General features: G+C 53.3%; 21 protein-coding genes. 8 read left to right on the top strand and 13 right to left on the bottom strand.

The window, feature by feature from the left end; translation table 11 throughout:
- Nucleotides 1-161: 161 nt before the first annotated feature.
- From ABTW00_RS11205 to ABTW00_RS11170, 8 genes are all read right to left on the bottom strand, one after another.
- The gene (locus tag ABTW00_RS11205; protein ID WP_065358067.1) at nt 162-626 is read right to left on the bottom strand and encodes a YhcH/YjgK/YiaL family protein; all 465 of its coding nucleotides are present in this window, start codon (nt 624-626) and stop codon (nt 162-164) included.
- A complete protein-coding gene (gene yiaK, locus ABTW00_RS11200; RefSeq protein ID WP_065358066.1) occupies nt 623-1648 on the bottom strand; it encodes a 3-dehydro-L-gulonate 2-dehydrogenase in 1026 nt (341 codons plus the stop codon). Before yiaK ends, ABTW00_RS11205 begins: the two co-directional genes overlap by 4 nt.
- A gap of 108 nt (nt 1649-1756) precedes the next feature.
- The gene (locus tag ABTW00_RS11195) at nt 1757-2764 is read right to left on the bottom strand and encodes a Zn-dependent oxidoreductase (RefSeq protein ID WP_433640765.1); all 1008 of its coding nucleotides are present in this window, start codon (nt 2762-2764) and stop codon (nt 1757-1759) included.
- Nucleotides 2765-2997: 233 nt separating this feature from the next.
- Complete coding sequence (locus ABTW00_RS11190) at nt 2998-4455, bottom strand: mannitol dehydrogenase family protein (RefSeq protein WP_433640763.1); 1458 nt, start codon at nt 4453-4455, stop codon at nt 2998-3000.
- 168 nt (nt 4456-4623) lie between these two features.
- Nucleotides 4624-6165 carry an MFS transporter gene (locus tag ABTW00_RS11185; RefSeq protein ID WP_065358063.1) on the bottom strand — a complete coding sequence of 514 codons (1542 nt, stop codon included), beginning with the start codon at nt 6163-6165 and terminating at the stop codon, nt 4624-4626.
- A gap of 26 nt (nt 6166-6191) precedes the next feature.
- Nucleotides 6192-7598: a glucuronate isomerase gene (gene uxaC, locus ABTW00_RS11180; RefSeq protein WP_433640761.1), complete on the bottom strand. Its 1407-nt coding sequence runs from the start codon at nt 7596-7598 to the stop codon at nt 6192-6194.
- A 47-nt stretch (nt 7599-7645) separates the two neighbouring features.
- Nucleotides 7646-8860 (bottom strand): starvation-sensing protein RspA, encoded by a 1215-nt coding sequence (gene rspA, locus ABTW00_RS11175; protein ID WP_065358061.1) that lies wholly within the window; start codon nt 8858-8860, stop codon nt 7646-7648.
- Between the two features lie 193 nt (nt 8861-9053).
- Nucleotides 9054-9380, bottom strand: a complete 327-nt coding sequence (locus tag ABTW00_RS11170; RefSeq protein WP_065358060.1) for a YnfA family protein — start codon at nt 9378-9380, stop codon at nt 9054-9056.
- Between the two features lie 149 nt (nt 9381-9529).
- On the opposite strand from ABTW00_RS11170, the gene ABTW00_RS11165 reads away from it, so the two are divergent.
- Nucleotides 9530-9871: a DUF1283 family protein gene (locus ABTW00_RS11165; protein WP_064545301.1), complete on the top strand. Its 342-nt coding sequence runs from the start codon at nt 9530-9532 to the stop codon at nt 9869-9871.
- A 49-nt stretch (nt 9872-9920) separates the two neighbouring features.
- On the opposite strand, the gene ABTW00_RS11160 is transcribed toward ABTW00_RS11165, so the two are convergent.
- Entirely contained in the window at nt 9921-10631 is a 711-nt protein-coding gene (locus tag ABTW00_RS11160; RefSeq protein WP_271448226.1) for a YnfC family lipoprotein, read from the bottom strand.
- A gap of 103 nt (nt 10632-10734) precedes the next feature.
- Here ABTW00_RS11160 and ABTW00_RS11155 point away from each other — a divergent pair, with 103 nt between their 5' ends.
- Nucleotides 10735-10989 (top strand): DUF1161 domain-containing protein, encoded by a 255-nt coding sequence (locus ABTW00_RS11155; RefSeq protein ID WP_065358059.1) that lies wholly within the window; start codon nt 10735-10737, stop codon nt 10987-10989.
- 32 nt (nt 10990-11021) lie between these two features.
- Here the strand turns inward: ABTW00_RS11155 and ABTW00_RS11150 are convergent, their stop codons facing one another.
- Nucleotides 11022-11423 carry a hypothetical protein gene (locus ABTW00_RS11150; protein ID WP_064545297.1) on the bottom strand — a complete coding sequence of 134 codons (402 nt, stop codon included), beginning with the start codon at nt 11421-11423 and terminating at the stop codon, nt 11022-11024.
- A gap of 265 nt (nt 11424-11688) precedes the next feature.
- Between ABTW00_RS11150 and ynfE the strand changes: the two genes are divergently transcribed.
- Genes ynfE through clcB form a run of 5 tightly spaced genes read left to right on the top strand, consistent with a single transcriptional unit; the run spans nt 11689 to nt 17583 of the window.
- Nucleotides 11689-14124 carry a selenate/tellurate reductase subunit YnfE gene (gene ynfE, locus ABTW00_RS11145; protein ID WP_433640757.1) on the top strand — a complete coding sequence of 812 codons (2436 nt, stop codon included), beginning with the start codon at nt 11689-11691 and terminating at the stop codon, nt 14122-14124.
- A gap of 10 nt (nt 14125-14134) precedes the next feature.
- Entirely contained in the window at nt 14135-14752 is a 618-nt protein-coding gene (locus ABTW00_RS11140) for a DMSO/selenate family reductase complex B subunit (RefSeq protein WP_064545292.1), read from the top strand.
- A 1-nt stretch (nt 14753) separates the two neighbouring features.
- On the top strand, nt 14754-15611 hold the full coding sequence (locus ABTW00_RS11135; protein WP_064545290.1) for a dimethyl sulfoxide reductase anchor subunit family protein: 858 nt from the start codon (nt 14754-14756) through the stop codon (nt 15609-15611).
- Between the two features lie 47 nt (nt 15612-15658).
- Nucleotides 15659-16273 (top strand): Tat proofreading chaperone DmsD, encoded by a 615-nt coding sequence (dmsD, locus tag ABTW00_RS11130; RefSeq protein WP_065358056.1) that lies wholly within the window; start codon nt 15659-15661, stop codon nt 16271-16273.
- Nucleotides 16274-16287: 14 nt separating this feature from the next.
- Entirely contained in the window at nt 16288-17583 is a 1296-nt protein-coding gene (clcB, locus tag ABTW00_RS11125) for a voltage-gated ClC-type chloride channel ClcB (protein ID WP_433640753.1), read from the top strand.
- On the opposite strand, the gene bioD is transcribed toward clcB, so the two are convergent.
- The 3 genes from bioD to ABTW00_RS11110 form a co-directional block, all read right to left on the bottom strand.
- Entirely contained in the window at nt 17536-18231 is a 696-nt protein-coding gene (gene bioD / locus ABTW00_RS11120; RefSeq protein WP_064545283.1) for a dethiobiotin synthase, read from the bottom strand. The genes clcB and bioD overlap by 48 nt on opposite strands.
- 130 nt (nt 18232-18361) lie before the next feature.
- Entirely contained in the window at nt 18362-19579 is a 1218-nt protein-coding gene (mlc, locus tag ABTW00_RS11115; protein ID WP_271448230.1) for a sugar metabolism global transcriptional regulator Mlc, read from the bottom strand.
- A gap of 124 nt (nt 19580-19703) precedes the next feature.
- The gene (locus ABTW00_RS11110; RefSeq protein ID WP_065358053.1) at nt 19704-20606 is read right to left on the bottom strand and encodes a LysR family transcriptional regulator; all 903 of its coding nucleotides are present in this window, start codon (nt 20604-20606) and stop codon (nt 19704-19706) included.
- Between the two features lie 116 nt (nt 20607-20722).
- Between ABTW00_RS11110 and ABTW00_RS11105 the strand changes: the two genes are divergently transcribed.
- Nucleotides 20723-21973, top strand: a complete 1251-nt coding sequence (locus tag ABTW00_RS11105) for an MFS transporter (protein ID WP_433640750.1) — start codon at nt 20723-20725, stop codon at nt 21971-21973.
- The last annotated feature ends 203 nt before the right edge of the window (nt 21974-22176 follow it).

Raw genomic sequence — 22176 nt, 5'->3', positions numbered from 1 at the left:
TTGATATAGCATTAATTCACAAAACTGATAGTTTCGGCGTGAAAATAATCGTCCATTATTTCAAGTTACTTAAAGGAACACAAAGAAGTGTCGCCCTGCCACTTGCCACCCTCATATAGCGAAAAACGCTGCCCTTCGGCAGCGTTTATTATCGATATTGCTTACGATAATGCGGCCAGCGGCACTTTGGCGACAATCTTTCTTACCTGCTGCGGCGTTTGTCGATGACACAGAGGTGCGTGAATATCCCACGGAAAAAAGATTACGTAGTCACCAGCGCATAGCGACATCTCATGCAGGCTTAGATCTTCACGTGAATAAAAGTAGTTATCCTGGTCTTCAACAGACTCGCACGGCAATACTTTTTTTCGCGCGGCGAACTGTACCCGCTCATAACCCGAAATAACATACTGAACGTCGATATAATTCTGATGGGTCTCCGGTCGTCGGTTAATCGCCAGCTCCGTCGTTGCGGTGAAGGTTTTATAGATAACGCCGTCAATCTCACGTTGGCCATCCTGTAACCGTTGAAAATCAAAAGTCGCTATCGTTTTCAACACTGATCCAACAAGAGGCGGCAGCTCGGCTAAGCTATGTTCCAGCTGCGCTATACTTCCGCTAATCATGACCCTTTTCGCTCCGCTAGCTGCTGAACTTCTGCCCAAACGCCATCGTCAACGGGGATCCCGGAGCGCATAAAGTTGGCGCGGTTGCGCATTTCCATTTCCCCTGGATAGAAGACTTCGTGATTACCTTCTGCGGGCGTTGAGGTTTTGACATAGTTCGCCACGCTTTTCGCCATCGTTTCGCTAAACTCAGCGCCGCCGAAATGAGCTGGATCAAAGACCATATAAACCTGGCTTGCCCCGGTACAGCTGCCCTGCTGGATCTTATCAATCTCATTGGTGGGTGAACCGGCAGTCAGGAATGCCGCCATCGCATCAAGTAAAATCGCCATACCTGAACCTTTCCAGTAACCGGTTGGCAAAATACGCATTGATTCTTCGATCGGCCCCGGCTCATCCGTCAAATTCCCCTCTTTATCGTAACCGCCTGGGAACGGTAGTTTTTCGCCTTTTAAACGGGTCACCTGAAGTTTACCGTAGGCATATTGCGACATGGCCATGTCCAGCACCATCGCGCCTTCTTCCATAGGAACCGCCATAACAAAGGGGTTATTTCCCAGACGGGTATTTTTTGCCCCCCAAGCCGGCATACAAGATTCCGTATTGGTCCAGCACATTGCCGCATAGCCCTGCTGTGCAGCTTTCCAGCCATACGTCCCCCCACGCATCCAGTGAGTCGTATTGCGCATGCCGACAATGCCAACACCGTATTCTTTCGCTAACATCATGGCTCGCTCGGTGGCAAATAACGCGTTGGTAATACCAATACCGCGATGCCCATCATATATTTCCATCGAGGTGAGCGATTTCACAATTTCCGGTTCTGCATGGATATCGACCCAACCTTTATTGACGTAATCAACAAAGCGGGCGACGCGATTAAGTCCATGAGAAAATATTCCATCACAGCTGGTTTCTGTATGAATCTGAGCACAAATATCTGCCTGCCTCTCACTCAAACCGACATTAAGCAATGCTTGTTTAACCGTACTCTTCATTTCATCAAATGAAATTTTTGTCATGAATCAATCTCCAGTTTAATTGTTAATCAGTATATTAAAGATAAAATCATCGCTTCCGTACTCTATTTCAGAGTTCAGTTATCGACAAATTACAAATAAACACTTCGATTACATAATGTCTAAAATAATTTTGCAGCAGGTTCGGGAATCGTGTTCAAATAACTCCATTGCTGGTAAGACGTTTTCTAAGATAAATCTATGGGTGATAAGCTTTTCGGGAAAGACCTTGCCAATCGAAAACCACTCAATGACCTGAGGGAATTGGTTATCGTTGAGGCGCGAGGTATAAATAGTAATCTCCTTACTGGTTATCTCCTTTTGTATTAATGTGCCAGGGGTATCGGAGAAACCTAATAATCCAATCCGCGCTGCTGGAGAGGCAATCTTAATGGCTTCGGTCAGGATCGAAGGATGACAGGCTGCATCGATAATCAGCGTCGGTTGTTCCTGCAAGATCTCGGCTAATGCGATCTGCGTATTATTGATAATTTCATCAGCACCATTTTCTTTCGCCAGCGCTAAGCGCTCGTCAAGGCGGTCGGCGACAATAATTTTTTTCACATGATAGACGTGGCGTAATACTTGTATTGCGGTTAATCCCATAGGCCCAGCGCCATAGATTAGCGCGGTATCGAGCGACGTTGGTTTCATTTTTCCGCAGATATTGGCGCCAATGGTGAACGGTTCAATCAGGCTGGCAATTCGGTCGGGAATAGAATCCGGTAAAACCCAGGCATTTTTCTGCGGTACGCAGGCATATTCACTAAATCCGCCATCACGATGTACGCCAATAACCGACAGTGATTTGCAGACATTTGGTTTACCGACCAGGCACGGATAGCAGTGCCCACAGCTCACCACCGGGTCGACCGCCACCCGTTGCCCAATCCGCTGTCTATCAACACCTTCACCTACCGCATCAATAATACCGGCAAATTCATGACCGATGACCCGTGGATATTGTGCAAATGGGTTATGCCCATGCCAAATATGAATATCGGAACCACAGATGCTGGCCGTTTTAATTTTAACTCTGACTTCATCTTTGCCTGGCTTGGGTAAAGGCCGCTCCTCTATCACTAATTGATTAGGCTTTTCGATTACTACACTTTTCATTTTCTCGGCTCCTTCAGCTTACAACAGAAAGTCATCAGTTTATGTTTACCTCTCAACCTCTGCGCTACTACCATACAAGTATGAGCACATTAAAAAAGCAATGCCGATCACAAAATGACCGCTCGTGGCGCGAATAAACGATGAGACATCATGCAGTGGAATGTTATGACGAGAAAAATGACGGGAAAATAGACGAAAAGCGTGCCACCAGAAATGGTGGCACGTGGAGGTGTTTACTTAGCCATTGCAGCTACGGTCGCTTTCGCGCCTTTACTCAGCAGAGACAGGTAAGCATTTGTCACCTGATCAACAAACTGGCCTTGCTGCGGCAGATCCTTACCGAAGATAGCTTCGATGGCCAGCAGCGCTTTCACGCGGGACTCGCCCTCTTCGCTCTGCTGCACCGCAGCCTGGATCACCGGCAGCAGCGGATCGCATACTTCAATGGCATTGCCCTGCTCGTCTACGCCGCCGACATAGCGCATCCAGCCCGAGACACCCAACGCCAGCAACGTGAAGCTGCTGTTATCCGCAAGGTGCCAGCGCACGGAATCCAGCATACGCTGGGGCAGTTTCTGGCTACCGTCCATCGCGATCTGCCAGGTACGATGGCGCAGCGCCGGGTTGGTATAGCGTTCGATCAGCAGATCCGCGTAACGCGCCAGATCGACGTTCTGTACTTTCAGCGTCGGCGCCTGCTCTTTCAACATCAGGTCATGCGCTGCGCGGCGGTAGTTGTCGTCACCCATGCAGTCGTTGATGTGCTGATAGCCCGCCAGATAGCCCAGATAGGCCAGGAACGAGTGGCTGCCGTTCAGCATACGCAGTTTCATCTCTTCGAACGGAATCACGTCGCTCACCAGCTCGGCACCCGCTTTTTCCCATTCCGGACGTCCCGCCACAAAGTTATCTTCAATAACCCACTGGCGGAAAGGTTCGCACGCCACGCCTGCCGGATCGCGGACGCCGGTCAGTTGTTCAATTTTGTCCAGTGTTTCAGGCGTCACCGCCGGTACAATACGGTCAACCATGGTTGACGGGAAGGTCACGTGTGACTCAATCCAATCAGCCAGGTCAGCATCGACGGCGCGCGCATAGGCACACACGACGTTACGCATGACATGACCGTTCTCCGGCATGTTATCGCAGGACATCACGCTGAATGCCGGCAGACCCGCCGCTTTACGACGCGCCAGCGCTTCTACCACTACGCCCGGCGCAGATTTAGGCTGATGCGGGTTTTGCAGATCGGCCACGATGAGGGGATGATCGAGCATCAGTTCGCCGGTTGCCGGAGAGTGGCAATAGCCTTTTTCGGTGATAGTCAGGGAGACAATCGCTACCTGCGGCTCACACATTTTTGCCAGCACGGTTTCCAGACCATCCGCCTGGGCGTGCAGCGCTTCTTTAACAACGCCCACCACGCGGGCAGTCCATGCATCCGCAGACATTTCCGCCACGGTGTATAAATTGTCCTGATGATTCAGGTCGGCAATCTGCTGCTCACCGCCAATCAGGTTAACTTCGGTATAACCCCAATCGCTGCCGTGTTCTGAGGCGAGGATATCGGCGTAAACAGCCTGATGGGCGCGGTGGAACGCGCCAAAGCCCAGGTGCACAATACGTGACACCAGTTTGCTGCGATCGTAGGTCGGGAGAGTTGCCTTAGCGGTTAATAGCGTATTCTGCATCTTTTTGACTCACTGTAGAGAATGTTGATTGCCATACTAGATTAACGAGTTCATCTGAGGAGATTTTGATTTGCATTAATATATTGGTGATTGGTATGACATGATTTTTAAGTTGTGTGACAGCATAGGCAAAGTCGACGCTATTACCTATGCTGTCACGGCTGGACGTTAGTTCACCTGTGCCGGTCGGCTCAGTTTGTTGTCGACTTGCTGCGGTTCATTCCACAGATCGTCGTAAGAGTGCCCGGTCAGATCTTCAACAATAAGACGGGTCTCCGGCGTGACGTCTTGTTTTGACCCTTTCGCTTTCAGACGCTCAACTTCATCCACAAAGATTTTATGCGTGCGTTTGTTGAGACGGAAGGTCACCGCCTGCCACAGTGCAATCAGCAGCAAACCTGCGGTACCGATGAACAGCAGCATTGCAATAGTATTCACCGCGCTCTCAGGCTGCACCTGGCTGCCCTTCACAAAGCCCCCTTCCTGCAGCATGACGCCCACGATAAAGGTTGCGATCGCCACCGTCGTTTTACGGGAGAAAGTCATCACCGCAGCGAACAGTCCTTCACGGCGCTGGCGAGTGATCATCTCATCAATATCCGGGATAAACGGGAATACGTTCCACGGCGTAAATTCCAGCACGCAGCGACCGACCTGGTACAATGCGGCCAGCACAACCAGAATGGTGACTTTATTGTCGGTTGGGAACTGGTAAACCATGAACAGCCCCACCAGGCACAGCATCATCAGGGTATAGGCGAAAACGTACAGACGCGATGGGCCAAACTTGATGATGGCCACCCCCGCCAGCAGCGTAACCGGCAAACCAACGATACTCATTGACAGCAGCGTGCCGGACAGCGATGGCGACACGTTCAGGCAGTACACGCAGAAGAAGACAAACACCGTGTTATAGACATCTTTCGCCGTAAAAGAGAACAGATAGATAGCCAGATGTTTTCTGAATGCGCGTACTTTTAAGGTCGAAAAATACTCTTTAAACAGACTGCCGACGGCGCTGATTTTTTCAGCAAAAGAGCGTGGTTGACGAGTGCGTTCCAACTCCGCCAACATCTCCGGCGTGAGCTCGCGCTCCCAGGTGACTTTCCAGGAAATAAATACGCAGATCATGAACAGCACCGCAAAAACCACGCCGTTGATAAAGTAAGCGTGCGGGTCGTGTTCGCCAAAATAGCTGATTAACAAACCCGGTATAAAGGTGGCGAGGAAGGTCCCGGATGCCGAAAGGAACATACGGCAGGTTGATAGCTTGGTACGGGAGTTAAAATCCTTAGTCATTTCAGACGGCAGCGTTTCCCATGGAATCAGCACTACGGCCGCAATGATTTCAAAGGCCAGATATACCGCCAGATAGAACCAGAAACTCATTCCGGTTACCCATAGCAGAATATAGACCAGCATCAGCGGCGCGCCGATCAGCAGGAAGAAACGGCGACGGCCAAAACGCTTGCCCAGCGGATTTTTATAAAAGTGATCGGTAAAGCTGCCCATGAACAGACTCACCACGGCATCAACAATACGGGCGATGGCGACAATGGATGCCGCCTCAACCGGCGATAAGCCGACGAACGTCGTGTAAAAAAATAAGAGCCAGGCGCCAATAACGGTAAACGCACCGCCCCCCATAATATCTGTTAAGCCATAACCAATACTGACGGGAATTGTTATTTTTCTATTAGTACGAGACATGTTCTACCCTCATGTAAGGAAGGACGTTAGAATCTGAAATAATTAACTGCGTTATCGTGACAAATATTTTTTACCATCCGCGTTAAGATTTTCTCATTATCCGGGACCTCACCGCGGTCAACCCACCCACCAATTAAATTACAAAGAATACGACGAAAATAATCATGGCGAGGATAAGAAACCAGGCTGCGTGAATCAGTCAACATGCCGACGAAATGCATTAATAATCCCTGATCGGCCAGACTATTAAGCTGATTCTCCATGCCTCGACGCGTATCGTTAAACCACCAGCCAGAACCAAACTGCATAGGGGACTTCACACCATCTTCACCGGATTGAAAATTGGCGATAGTGGTCGCCACAATGTCGTTATAGCTGGCATTGAGGTTATAAAGAATGGTCTTCGGCAGGCCGTTACTCTGAGCCATCGCATTTAGCAGGCGGTTTAATCCTGCGGCAAGATTTCTCTGGTCGGCAATAGAATCAAAGCCGGTATTAATACCCAGTTTCTCACGCATTACGCCGTTGTTATTACGGATAGCGCCAAAGTGAATTTGCATAGCCCAACCGCGTTTTTTGTACTCTTGCCCCAGCATCACAAACATCGCGCTATTGAGTTGTGCGGTCTCCTCTTCATTCAAGCCCGCGCCGTGGCGTTTTTGAGTAAACAACGCATTCACACGTGCGGCATCGGCAGGCTGATACTCGACGCTTACCGGCCCGTGGTCTGAGATTCGGCACCCTACCTCATGGAACACGTCGATACGCTGGGCAATTGCCGTGGTGAAATCGTCGAAGCTACCAATTTCACACGCGGTGATCTGCGCAAGCTTATCGATAAAGAGGGCAAACTCACTGGCGTCCTCGGCAAAAATATCGTCCGGACGGAAAGTTGGCAGCACTTTCGTGGTAAAACTCGGGTCCTGTTGCAGCAGGCGATGATATTCCAGTGAATCCAGCGGCGCATCGGTTGTACAAATCACTTCGACATTAGAACGCGTAATTAAGCTGCGGGGTTTAAACGCCTCGCCTGAGATCAGGTTATTACAATGCTGCATAACATCCTGCCAGTTATCGCTACCCAGCATTTCATTACAGGAAAAATATTGACTCAGCTCTAAATGCGTCCAGTGGTACAGTGGATTACCAAAAGCGGCTTCAACCGTCTCTGCATAGGCTTTAAATTTTTCTTCTGGCGTAGCGTTGCCGGTAATATATTTTTCGGCAATACCATTTGCCCGCATTGCACGCCACTTATAGTGATCGCCTGCTAGCCACAGTTGAGTGATATTATCAAAATTTTTATTTTCGTAGATTTCTTTTGCATCAAGGTGACAGTGATAGTCGATGATCGGTAATTGTGCAGCAACGTCTTTATATAACCGAACACCGACTTCACTATCGATCATAAAACGATCGTTAATGAAGTCCATGTTATTTCTCTTGTTAAAATAAAGCTTAATTTAAAAAACTGCCGTGATTACCAGTTCCACAGCGTGCCATCTTCAAGACGCGCAACCGGCAGATAGGCAGGGTCATACGGATATTTCGCCGCCAGCTTTTCATCAAACTCGATGCCTAAGCCCGGTTTATCCCCTGGATGCATATAGCCGTTATCGAAGGTCCAGTTATGTGGGAAAACTTCCAGCATTTGCTCGGAGTAACCCATATATTCCTGCACGCCGAAGTTTGGCACCCACAGGTCGAAGTGCAGCGCTGCCGCCATGCAAACCGGAGAGAGATCTGATGGGCCATGTGAACCGGTACGGACCTGATACAGCGAAGCAAAATCGGCGATACGACGCATGCCGGTAATCCCGCCCGCATGGGTGATGGTGGTACGGATGTAGTCAATAAGCTGCTCTTCGATAAGCTGTTTGCAGTCCCAAATACTGTTGAACACTTCGCCAACCGCAATCGGCGTGACGGTATGTTGACGAATCAGACGGAAACATTCCTGGTTCTCTGCCGGGGTCGGATCCTCCATCCAGAACAGACGATAATCTTCAATGCTCTTACCAAAACGCGCCGCTTCAATCGGCGTCAGGCGGTGGTGCATGTCATGCAGCAGATGCTCGTCAAAGCCGAACTGATTACGTACCGCGTCAAACAGCTTCGGCGTGAAATCGAGGTATTTTTCCGTGGACCACAGTTGCTCTTCCGGCCATTGCCCTTTGGTCGCCGGTTCGTAGGCCAGCCCTTTCCCCTTGGACATACCATAGGTCGTTTTCATCCCCGGTACGCCGCACTGGACGCGAATCGCCTTGAAGCCCATCTCCTTGTGCCGCGCATAATCTTCCAGCACGTCATCAATGGTATGGCCGGTGGTGTGACAGTAAACCATCACGCCTTCGCGAGACGCGCCACCCAGCAGCTGATACAGCGGCATGTTGGCCGCTTTGGCTTTAATGTCCCACAGCGCCATATCCACGGCGGAGATAGCCGACATCGTGACCGGGCCACGACGCCAGTAAGCGCCTTTATAGAAGAACTGCCAGATATCTTCGATGCGGTGCGCATCACGCCCCACCAACTGCGGGCACAGATGATCTTTTAAATAGGATGCAACGGACAGCTCACGGCCGTTCAGCGTTGCATCGCCGTAGCCGATTAATCCGCTATCGGTGGTAATTTTCAACGTGACAAAGTTACGACCCGGACAGGTTACAAAAACCTCAGCACCCACAATTTTCATCTTCAATCCTTACATCTCATCGGTTAGTGAGGCAAACTTACGCCCTGAGCTACTACCATACAAGTATAAATATCAAAAATTACCGAGAGGGATCACAAAATCAAGGGGATGAGATCGGACAAATGCATGAGGGTTCACAAATAAATCGTGCTCAACCACCGCTGGCCGAGCACATAAAGCACCCGCGCTTATTTTACGCTCTGCCCCAGCCCGCCACGATAATCAGCATGCCGCACAGCGCCACCGCAGCGCCAAGCCAGTCGTACGTGGTCAGCTTTTCGCCTTCTACGACTCTCAGCCACAGCAACGCAGTAAAAATGTATACCCCACCGTAGGCCGCATACACGCGCCCGCTCGCCGCCGGATGCAACGTCAACAGCCAGACAAACAGCGCAAGCGCCAACCCGGCGGGCAGGAGCAATAACGGCGTTGCGCCGCGTTTAAGCCACAGCCACGGCAGGTAGCAGCCAATAATTTCACACAGTGCGGTGGCAAAAAACAGCAGCGAGGTCTTTATCATCGTTAATCATCATTTACTTACGGTGGGCTTATCATACGTAAAAATAAGCATCAATCGACCACGCTATTTTCGCGGGTATGCCAGCCCAAAGAGATGTAGTAGACTGCTTACAGGAGCCATTGTTTTTATCACGTTAAAGGAACCCGCAAATGAAAATTACACTTGGCAAACGCCTGTGCCTGACGGCAATGCTTGCGCTGGGTGCCATCGTGTACACCGCGTCTGCATCGGCTGAAACCAGCAAACTGATCATTGAATCCGGCGATAGCGCTCAGAGCCGCCAGAACGCGGCGATGGACAAAGAGCAGTGGAACGACACTCGCCAGCTGCGTCAGAAAGTGAATAAGCGCGCGGAAAAAGAGTGGGACAAAACCGACGTGGCATTTGACGCCCGCGATAAGTGTCTGCAAAGCCCGAACGTCAACGCCTACTGGGAACCCAACACCCTGCGCTGCCTTGACCGCTCAACGGGCCGCACGCTGAACCCATAATCGACGAGGGCGCCATTGGCGCCCTTTTTATCGTTGGCCAGTGTGAACGTCAGTAGTATTCAATCGTGTTTTTAATCGTATAGCGTTGGGTGGTGGCGGGCTTCACGCTCTCATCCACAATCGTCAAATCACAGCTCACCGGGTTATCATAACCGTCGTAATCGCAGCTTTGCGTCACGTTGCCAATAGGCTGCTTATTCAGCAGGCTCACCGAGGTATAATCGAGCTTCTTACGTACGTCCTGCGATGGCGTTGAGATAATCGACAGCGTTTTATCTTTCACGGTCGACGTTTTGCCCAGCGGATATCCTTCTGCATCATAGCGGTAGTCAACTTCGCTCTCTTTACCCAGCGCCTTCACGACAAAACCGTTATCGTCGGTTTCCCAGGTCACACCCGCTGACGGGAACTCGGCCAGCTGACATTTCCCCTGCAAGCGCACGCGTTTTTCATGCGTCACACCGTCGAGATAATAGTTCGCGTTCAGCACCAATAGTGCACCGGTATCGTCTTCAATGTTGTGGAACTCCAGCATATCGAAACATCCTTCCGGTGAAACCTGCGCGCTCACACGCTTTGCCACCTCTCCCTTTTCGTTGAGCAACGTTTGGCTGAAGTCTTTCACCGGCCCGCGCAATGGGTCGAAATCAAACTCATTGGAGAAACTGGCCATTTCCGGCGTGAACGCCGCCGGGGTATCGTTCTTCTCACAACCACTTAGCAGAGTCATCACTGACGCCAGCAAAATCACTTTCTTCACACCGTCATCCTGTTTCGGGAGTTTTCTCAATCATATGAGGAAATACAATTGTTTACACTAGTACTGCTATACTTTTTACGTCTTAAACGAAAAGGAGCCGAACATGAGAACTTCACGCTGGCTACTGGCACTCCTGCTGGCAGGCACCATGCCCGTCCTGGCGGCCGTACCGGATTCCTGTGAACGCGTTCGCAGCGACATTCAGCAGAAAATTATCCACAACGGCGTCGCGGAAAGCGCTTTTACTCTTGATGTGGTCCCTAACGATCAGGCCGACCAACCGGGTGCCCAGGTTGTCGGCCACTGCGCTAACGATACCTTTAAAATTCTCTACACCCGTACCGATAACGCTCAATGATGTTCTGCCGCCTCCGCTGGAGGCGGCCTCGCTTACGCCTTTTGCTCGACAATAAACTCCAGCGCCACCCCAATCAGCACACCGTCCCTCAGCGAACGATCGTCCGATAACGCATCCAGATCCCCCTGGAAGCGCAGCTTTTGCGTCGACGTATTGATCGTGAGTTTTGAGTGTAGACAGGGAAGCGCCTGCGACGTAATGGGATAGACCACTCGACCGGATACCAGCACTGGGATCTTGCGCAACGCCGTCTCCTGCAGCACACCAACCGTCGAATAAAGCACCGCCAGCGGCGTCACCGCCAAAACCGGTTGGTTTGTCACGCTGATAAAATCGAGCAAAATTTCGGGGCGTAAAAAATTTACCCCTTTATAAGGAACCGTGACCGTATCAATCGCGGGCATCGGGATAACTTGCGTAGCAATGTCCTGCATAGGGTTCTTCCATAAGCGTAGGATGAGGCCAATATTCCGGTCACCGATACCGCCGGGTGACCGTAAATAGCGTGTTTTATTGTTGTAAAACAATTATGCACAGCGCTCCCTTTACAGGCAAATGTCGCCCACAAAATCTCGACGCTGGGATCTCTTCAGAATTGACCGGGGTTAATACTTGTATACCACCACAAGGGTATCATTTTCGTCCCTTAGTCGGTTCTTAATTTCAGGTCGAAATCATCAAATAATAATGGAGTGAGCGATGTCTAATCAGGAAAAACCAGGGGGGCTAAGTCGACGTACCCTTATTAAATCGTCGGCGATAGGCTCCCTGGCGCTTGCCGCGGGCGGCCTCTCTTTGCCCTTCTCCCTGCGAGCAACCGCCGCCGCCGTGCAGCAGGCCGCTCAGGTCGAAGATAAAGTGGTCTGGGGCGCCTGCTCCGTTAACTGCGGCAGCCGATGCGCGCTGCGCTTGCACGTAAAAGACAATGAAGTTTATTGGGTTGAGACCGACAACACGGGCCACGATATTTACGGCGATCATCAGGTGAGAGCCTGCCTGCGCGGACGTTCCATTCGCCGTCGTATCAACCACCCGGACCGGCTGAACTACCCGATGAAGCGCGTGGGCAAACGAGGCGAAGGAAAATTTGAACGTATCAGCTGGCAGGAAGCGCTGGATACGATTGCCGATAACCTAAAACGCGTCGTGAAGGACTACGGCAACGAAGCCGTGTACATCAACTACTCTTCCGGCATTGTTGGCGGCAACATTACTCGTTCGTCCCCTTCTGGCTCTGCGGTGATGCGCCTGATGAACTGCTACGGCGGTTCGCTTAATCAGTACGGCACCTACAGCACCGCGCAAATTGCCTGCGCAATGCCGTACACCTACGGCACCAATGACGGCAACAGCACTTCTGACATCGAAAACAGCAAACTGGTGGTGATGTTCGGCAACAACCCGGCGGAAACCCGTATGAGCGGCGGCGGAATTACCTGGTATCTGGAACAGGCGCGGGAACGCTCAAATGCGCGCATGATCGTTATCGATCCACGCTATACCGACACCGCCGCCGGGCGTGAAGATGAATGGATCCCCATTCGTCCCGGCACCGACGCGGCGCTGGTCGCCGGTATTGCGTGGGTACTAATTGAGGAAAACCTGGTCGACCAGCCGTTCCTCGATAAGTACTGCGTGGGATATGACGAAAAAACGCTGCCGGAAGGCGCTCCGGCAAATGGTCATTATAAAGCCTATATTCAAGGCCTGGGCGATGATGGCGTAGCCAAAACGCCGCAGTGGGCCTCTCGCATTACCGGCATTCCGGCTGACCGCATTATCAAACTGGCGCGTGAAATCGGCAGTACTAAACCGGCCTATATCTGCCAGGGCTGGGGCCCGCAACGTCAGGCCAACGGGGAGCTTTCCGCACGCGCCATTGCCATGCTGCCTATTCTGACCGGCAACGTCGGTATTAACGGCGGGAACAGCGGTGCCCGCGAGTCGACCTACACGATCACCATTGAGCGTTTCCCGGTGCTGGAAAACCCGGTAAAAACCGCCATCTCCTGCTTTACCTGGACGGATGCAATCGACCACGGCGCGGAGATGACCGCCACCCGCGATGGCGTGCGCGGCAAAGACAAACTCGACGTGCCAATCAAGTTTTTCTGGAACTATGCCGGTAACACCATCATCAACCAGCACTCGGACATCAACAAAACCCACGAGATTTTGCAGGACGAAAGCAAATGCGAAATGATTGTGGTGATTGAAAACTTTATGACCGCCTCGGCAAAATATGCCGATATCCTGCTGCCTGACCTGATGACCGTCGAGCAAGAGGACATCATTCCGAACGACTATGCCGGTAATATGGGTTATCTGATCTTTATCCAGCCCGCAACCGCGCCGAAGTTCGAGCGTAAGCCTATTTACTGGATCCTCAGCGAAGTGGCCAAACGCCTTGGTGATGACGTGCATCAAAAATTTACCGAAGGCCGCACTCAGGCCGAGTGGCTGCAGTATCTGTACGCTAAAATGCGCGCGAAAGACCCGGCGCTGCCGAGTTACGACGAACTCAAAAAAATGGGTATCTACAAACGTAAAGATCCGAACGGCCATTTTGTCGCCTACCGTGATTTCCGCAACGATCCACAAGCCAACCCGCTGAAAACCCCGTCGGGGAAAATCGAAATTTATTCCAGCCGTCTGGCGGACATCGCCGCAAAATGGCAGTTGGAAAAAGATGAAACCATCAGCCCGCTGCCGGTCTATGCCTCTACCTTTGAAGGCTGGGACGACCCGATGCGCGACAAATTCCCGCTCCAGCTGTTCGGCTTCCACTATAAGGCCCGGACGCACTCCAGCTATGGCAACGTCGATGTGCTGAAGGCCGCCTGCCGCCAGGAAGTCTGGCTCAACCCGATTGACGCGCACAAACGCGGCATTCAGAACGGCGATATGGTGCGGGTCTTCAATGGCCGCGGTGAGGTGCGGATACCCGCAAAAGTCACGCCGCGCATCATGCCGGGCGTCTCAGCCATGGGCCAGGGCGCATGGCACGACGCGCAGATGGATGGCGATCGTATCGACCACGGTTCCTGCATCAACACGCTGACCACCCACCGCCCTTCACCGCTGGCGAAAGGCAATCCACAGCACACCAACCTGGTTGAGATCGAGAAGGTATAAGGACTAGCTGATGAGTACCCAATACGGATTTTTCATTGACTCAGCCCGCTGCACCGGTTGTAAAACCTGCGAGCTGGCGTGTAAAGATTACAAAGACTTAACCCCGGACGTCAGCTTCCGCCGTATTTACGAATACGCGGGCGGCGACTGGCAGGAGGATAACGGCGTCTGGAACCAGAACGTCTTCGCCTACTACCTGTCGATTGCCTGTAACCACTGCGAAGATCCGGCCTGTACCAAAGTGTGCCCTAGCGGCGCGATGCACAAACGTGAAGACGGCTTTGTGGTCGTTAACGAAGATGTTTGCATCGGCTGCCGTTACTGCCACATGGCCTGCCCGTACGGCGCGCCGCAGTACAACGCGGCAAAAGGCCACATGACCAAATGCGACGGCTGCCATGAGCGCGTGGCAGAAGGCAAAAAACCAATCTGCGTGGAATCCTGCCCGCTGCGCGCGCTGGACTTTGGGCCGATTGAAGAGCTACGTCAGAAGCACGGTCAGCTGGCGGCCGTTGCGCCGCTGCCGTCGGCGCATTTCACCAGGCCGAACATTGTGATTAAACCGAACGCCAATGCACGTCCGTGCGGCGATACCACTGGCTATCTGGCCAATCCGAAGGAGGTGTGAGATGGGCAACGGATGGCATGAATGGCCGCTGGTGCTGTTTACCGTACTGGGACAATGTGTGGCTGGCGCGACCATTATTAGCGGCATGGGTTGGCTGGCGGCACGTCATGAAGCCGCCGATCAGCGGCGCATCGTGCTGAGTATGTTCTTCCTGTGGGTCATCATGGGGATAGCCTTTTTTGCGTCGGTACTGCATCTCGGCTCACCGCTGAGGGCGTTTAATTCGCTCAACCGGGTCGGCGCTTCTGCGCTGAGCAATGAAATCGCCAGCGGATCCCTTTTCTTCGCCGTGGGTGGATTCTGGTGGCTGCTCTCAGCGCTCGGTAAAATGCCGCAGGCGCTGGGGCGCATCTGGCTCATCGTCAGCATGCTGCTGGGTCTGGTATTTGTCTGGGCAATGACACGTGTTTATCAGATAGATACTGTGCCAACCTGGTATAATGGTTACACGACAGCCTCGTTCTTCCTGACCGTGCTGCTCACCGGGCCGCTGTTTGCCACCCTGTTGTTAAAACTGGCAAAGGTGCCGTTTAACGGCAAATTCTTCGCGGCATTAAGCGTGCTGGCCTTGCTGGCAAGCCTGGCGGTGGTGGTTTTACAGACCAGCGAGCTGGGCTTCATCCACAGTTCCGTACAGCAGGCTAACGCGCTGTTGCCCGACTGGGGCGTCTGGCAGGTTTGGCGCTTCGTCCTGTTAGCGGCCGGATTAGGCTGCTGGATCTGCCCACTACTGCGCCGCGTTCCATCAACGGCGCTCGGTCTGACTGTCGGCCTGGTTCTGATGATAGCGGGAGAGCTGATCGGCCGCGGACTGTTCTACGGCCTGCATATGACCGTTGGTATGGCGATTGCCGGGTAATCTATCGGCGCGGGAACTGACCCGCGCCTCTTTAAGGAATTGCAGTAATGAATGACGTTCAGCACAACGACGCCTTAGCTTTTTCTGCTCGCGTATTGGGAGCACTGTTTTACTTCGCACCGGACAGCGCGCTTGCCGAGCCGCTGGTTGCCGCATTTCGTGATGGCGAATGGGCCGCTCAGTGGCCATACCCGGTCGCCAACGCCGATACGCTGTCCGCCGCTTTTGCCGCACCTGGTGATGAATCGCTGGCGGAAGCCTGGCAACGGCTGTTTATTGGCCCGTCGGCCCTGCCGTCACCGCCGTGGGGCTCCGTGTGGTTAGACCGCGAAAACGTTCTGTTTGGCGATTCCACTCTGGCACTGCGCCAGTGGATGCGGGAAAACCAGATTGCGTTCGACGTTGCGCAAAATGAGCCGGAAGATCATTTCGGTACCCTGCTGATGCTGGCAGCCTGGCTCATTGAAAACGATCGTCAGGAGGCTTGCGACCAACTGCTGGCCTGGCACCTGCTGCCGTGGGCACCGCGTTTCTTGAGTGAGTTTGTCGCAAAAGCCAATCACCCGTTCTTCACGGCGTTGGCTGAGTTAGCGCAGGACACCCTCGCCCAGTGGCAGTCACAGCTGCTGATCCCCGTTGCCGATAAAAAGCTGTACCGCTAAGCGTTTCGCATCACATGCAGCGTCTTCATCCCTATCCCGACATTAAGGCGATGCTCCGTCGCCTTCTCCTGGCCATCGTCATTGGCGTCCTCGCGGCGCTGGCGGTGGCACTGTTTCGTCACGCCATGTACCTGCTGGAGTGGCTATTTTTAAGCAACGACAGCGGCAGTCTGGTCAATGCGGCGGAAGGTTTGGTCTGGTGGCGACGCCTTATCACTCCTGCTCTTGGCGGTCTGGCGGCCGGAACGCTGCTGTGGAGTTGGCAACGTTATACGCGTCAGCGCCCTCATGCGCCAACAGACTACATGGAGGCTCTGGAGAGCGACGAAGGCAGGTTCGACACCGGCTCCAGCCTTGTCAAATCAACCGCCTCTCTGCTGGTCGTAGCCAGCGGCAGCGCGATTGGCCGTGAAGGGGCAATGATTTTGCTGGCGGCGCTAGCGGCTTCATTTTTCGCCCAACGCTTCACGCCAAAAGCGGAATGGAAACTGTGGATCGCCTGCGGAGCCGCTGCCGGGATGGCTAGCGCCTACCATGCTCCGTTAGCCGGTAGCCTGTTTATTGCCGAGATCCTCTTCGGCACGCTCATGCTCGCCTCGCTCGGGCCGGTGGTGATTGCGGCGGTTGTCGCTCTGCTCACAACGCAGGCGATGAACGGCGGCGCAGAACTGCTTTATCGGGTCGGGGCCATTCCCGCGCTCACTGCCACGCATTATGCGCTGATACTGGCCACGGGTCTTCTGTGCGGGCTCGGGGGCCCGTTGCTGATGTGGTTAATGGATACGACTCATCGCGGTTTCCTGGCGCTGAAGTTGTCTCCACCGTGGCAGCTCGCCCTGGGGGGGCTTGTCGTCGGGATTCTGTCGCTGCTCACCCCCGCGGTATGGGGTAATGGATACAGCGTCGTGCAAGGGTTCTTACTGACGCCGCCCGCTCTGAGCATCATCGCTGGGATCTTCGTGTGCAAACTGCTCGCCATTCTCGCCAGCAGCGGTTCAGGCGCGCCCGGCGGGGTGTTTACTCCCACGCTATTTATTGGTTTAGGGCTAGGTATTGTGTTTGCGAATACGTGGAGTCTGGGATTTCCGGGTCACGAAGGTATCGCGATACTGCTGGGGATTACTGGAATGGCTACCCTGCTGGCGGCCACGACGCATGCGCCGATTATGTCGACGCTGATGATTTGTGAAATGACCGGGCAATATACGCTGCTGCCCGGTTTACTGGTTGCCTGCGTGTTGGCTTCAGTGCTGTCGCGTACCTTACGCCAGAATTCTATCTACCGTCAGCACGTTACGGAGCATCGCTAAATCAACATACTGGCTGAGCTCGCGCTGTTCCGGACGCGGCAGATACGGCAGTTCGCCGATCAGCGGTGCGGGCAGTTTTTTGCTCAGCACATCAATAATTTCCGCGTAGTGCGCCAGCCCTGGGTTGATACGGTTGGCCACCCAGCCAATGAGCGGCAGACCGTCGTTGGCGATGGCCTGAGCGGTCAGCAACGCATGGTTGATGCACCCTTCCTGAATCCCCACCACCATCAGCACCGGCAATTGCTCCTGCACCACCCACTCAGAAAGCGGACGCAAATCGTTCATCAGGCTGCGCCAGCCCCCCGTTCCTTCCACCACCACGTTATCAACCTGGCGGCTCAGATTCGCCAATCCGTCGGACAACAGCGTGTAGTTAATGGGACAGCTATGGGCAACGCTGCTCTCTTCTTCGCTCAGCGCGATAGGGTTAATCGCCTCATAAGGTAACGCCAGCGATGACACGCTTTGCAGCACCAGCGCATCTTTGTTGCGTAGCCCCTCGGCGGTCTCTCGACTGCCCTTGGCTACCGGCTTATAGCCTGCCACCCGTTTCCCGCTGGCGGCGAGCGCCTGCAATAGCGCACGAGAAACCACCGTCTTGCCGACAGAAGTATCAGTTCCAGTAATAAAGAAACGATTTAGCATCACTAACTAGCCCCACAATTTTGCCGACAGAATATCAAGACAATGAATAATTCAACGGGGTGAAAGTTTACGTGATGCGCCAGGAGGTCGGATTGAGATAGCGCAATTTTTTGCAAAATGGCAAAAAATGTTAACCCTGTAACAGTCTGATCAGCAGCGTTCCATTATATAGCGCATCTTTTACCAGCGCCGCTCCGGCCATCGTGCCGCGGTTGGAAAACTGCGTTTGCTCTACGGCGATATGTTTACTGTAGGCCGGCAGCGACTGCTGGCGAATACAGTCGCCAATCGCCGGAAAGAGGATGTCCGCCGCCTGGTTAAACGGAGAACCAATGAGAATTTTTTGTGGATTGAACAGATTGACCATAATCGCAAGGATACGCCCAACGTTGGTGCCGATGCTGCTGATGATGTCTTTTGCCAGCAGATCGCCTTGCAGCGCCGCCTGGCACAGCCAGTCTACGGTAAGCGGCTTTTGATGTAACATCGAACTCATTGATTGCTGCATCCGCACTTGAGTGAGCTCAAGCACGCTCTCCACGCTGGCTATCGTTTCCAGACAGCCGTGATTGCCGCAGTAACAGCGCTTGCCATAGGGGTCAACCTGAGTATGGCCAATCTCGACCAGGCTGCTGCTTCCGGCATGCAGTAAGCGACCATCGGTAATCACCCCTGCGCCCACGTTATGGTCAATCACCACCTGAATCACGTCGCGCGCACCCCGAGAAGCCCCGAACAGCGCTTCGGCCATGGTCCAGGCGCTGATGTCGTGCTGGATATACACCGGCACGCCGGTATGCGCCTCCAGCGTTTCCCCCAGCGGAACATCTTTGACGTCATAAAAGGGCATGCGATGAATAATGCCATTTTCGGTATCGATGATGCCCGGCAGCGTGATAGCAATGGCCGTTAAGCGTTCCAGCAGATTTTGATGACGAATAAAGAACTGGTCGATATGCGACAGTACGCGGTTAAGGAAAGGCGTTTCGTCTACCAGCGCCAGCTCAAGCTGTTCTTCTACCACCAGTTTGCTGCTAAGGTCGCGCAGCGCCAGATGAATATCACCGCGGCTGATGCGCACAGCGAGGTAGTGCCAGGCTTCGGTTTCCACCATTAGCCCTACTGCAGGGCGCCCGCGACTCCCCGCCTCCTGGATTTCCGTTTCCTGTACCAGATGAGCTTCCAGCAGTTCACGGACAATTTTGGTAATACTGGCAGGGGCCAGTTGCGCAAGTCGGGAAAGGTCAATACGCGAAACCGGGCCAAGCTGATCAATGAGACGATAAACCGCCCCTGCGTTGGTCTGCTTGATTTGATCAATATGGCCTGGCTGACTGTCCGCTACCACCGTAAACTCCCTTATTTTCGCGCTTCGAAATAAACTGTGGACTATGGTGAAGTACTTCAATGGTCGACGTCAAATATTTACTTAGCCTTGTGATTTAACGCACATTTTTTCACACTTTTGGCGGCTAAACGCCGACCTTTGCCGCGTTTAACAAGTGCTGCTTAAAGCGCTGCGCCGCCTGGCTAAGCTCATGGTGTTTTGACCAGACCAGCCACATTTCCGACACCGCGTCCTCTTCTGCTATCGGTACCCAACGCATTTCATACAACTGAACGCGACGAAATGATGCGGGTAAAATCGACACCCCCAACCCCGATGCCACCAGACCGATAATCGTCATCGCCTCCCCGACCTCCTGGGTAATCACCGGCGTCACGCCATAGCGGCGCATCAGACCAAGAATATCGTCATACAGCCCGGTGCCGACGTGCGGATCAAAAAAAACAAACGGCTCTTTCGCCAGCTCGACAAGGCTGACCGACGGCTGACTGGCTAACGGATGGTCGCGGTGAATCATCGCCAGCAGCGGCTCGCGCAGAATGATTTGCCAGTCAAGCGTATCGGGGAGCTGCGTGTTGCGCATCAGCCCCAGCTCAAGCGCACCTTCCGTCAGCGGTGAGATCTGTTCACGGGTATTAGTCTCACGCGTCTGAATATGCACGTCCGGATAACGCTGGCGAAATGTCGACAGCGTATCGGAAACGGCCTTAATAAAGGGGGCGGATGAGGTAAAACCAATGTGAAGTTCACCCGTTTCCCCATGATGCAGACGGTTGGCACGTGCCGCGGCTTCGTTTACCTGTAGTAGGATCTGCCGGCTATCGGCGAGAAACTGCCGTCCCGCCTCCGTCAGACTCACGCTGCGGTTGGTGCGGGCAAACAGACGTGCACCGACCTGCTGTTCCAGAATCTGAATTTGCTGACTCAGCGGCGGTTGCGAAATATTCAGACGGGCGGCAGCACGGCCAAAATGCAGCTCTTCCGCAACGGCCACGAAATAGCGCAGATGACGAAGCTCGATATTCATATTTTATAAGTATCAATTGAGATTATTAATATATTAGACAGAATATTTACATTTTCCTACTCTGATTATGTGACCTATGTCGACATTACTCGTTGTTTTTAGCCAAGGATCTTCCCGTGAGCCGCACAACTACCGCAGACCATACGCCCGTTATTGATGTCCGCGACGATACTCCCGCTTCCAGCAATACGTTTATCCGCCGCGGCACGCCGGCTTTCATTCGCGTTACGCTCGCCCTCTTCTCCGCCGGACTGGCAACATTTGCCCTGCTGTACTGCGTGCAGCCCATTCTGCCGGTCCTCTCTCATGAGTTCGGTATTTCACCGGCGGGGAGCAGCATTTCGCTGTCAATTTCCACCATCATGTTGGCGACTGGCCTGCTGTTTACCGGGCCGCTTTCCGACGCCATTGGACGTAAACAGGTGATGGTCACCGCGCTGCTGCTGGCTTCCTGCTGTTCACTACTGTCGACGATGATGACCAGCTGGCATGGGATTCTGCTGATGCGCGCGCTGATTGGTCTTTCGCTGAGCGGCGTGGCGGCTGTCGGCATGACCTATCTCAGTGAAGAGATTCACCCGAGTTTCGTCGCCTTCTCGATGGGGCTATATATCAGCGGGAACTCGATTGGCGGGATGAGTGGACGTCTGCTTACTGGGGTGTTTACCGATTTCTTCGGCTGGCGCGTGGCGCTGGCGGTAATCAGCCTCTTTGCGCTGGCCTCAGCCATCATGTTCTGGCGCATTCTGCCGGAATCCCGCCACTTCCGCCCCAGCTCGCTGAAGCCAAAATCGTTGCTCATTAATTTCCATCTGCACTTTCGCGATCGCGGCCTGCCGCTGCTGTTCGTCGAGGGTTTTCTGCTGATGGGGGCGTTCGTCACCCTGTTTAACTATATTGGCTACCGCCTGATGCTCTCTCCCTGGTCGCTCAACCAGGCGGTGGTAGGTTTACTTTCCGTCGCTTACCTTACCGGCACCTGGAGCTCGCCAAAAGCCGGCGTGATGACGACTCGCTACGGTCGCGGCCCGGTGATGATCTTCTTCACCGGCGTGATGTTACTAGGTCTGCTGCTCACGTTGTTCTCGCCGCTGTGGGTGATCTTCCCCGGCATGCTGCTGTTCTCCGCAGGGTTCTTTGCCGCGCACTCGGTCGCCAGCAGCTGGATTGGCCCACGCGCGCGTCGCGCCAGAGGTCAGGCGTCGTCGCTGTATCTCTTTAGCTACTATCTCGGTTCGAGCGTTGCCGGGACGCTCGGCGGCGTGTTCTGGCATAAATACGGCTGGAATGGCGTGGGGGGATTTATTGCCCTGCTGCTGGTCGGCGCGCTGCTGACCGGCTATACGCTGCATAAACGCTTACGCTAATCATAAGCGGCGGAGCAAATCTCTCCGCCGCTTATTTACCTTGTACAATGATCAGACATTCCAGAAATCACATTATACGATGGTGTAAATAAAGATATCCGTACTAATTGCCTTAACATTAGAACTAATAAAAATAGTGCGGATACTAACTCAGCGCTTAATTTATACAAAAACATCCAGAAAATATTTAACGCGTTGTTTTT

Source organism: Kluyvera georgiana (genome assembly GCF_050990895.1).
GTDB classification, from domain to species: Bacteria; Pseudomonadota; Gammaproteobacteria; order Enterobacterales; family Enterobacteriaceae; genus Kluyvera; species Kluyvera georgiana.
Note: the sequence above shows the minus strand (reverse complement) of the source record. Positions and strands in the feature narration are given on the sequence as shown.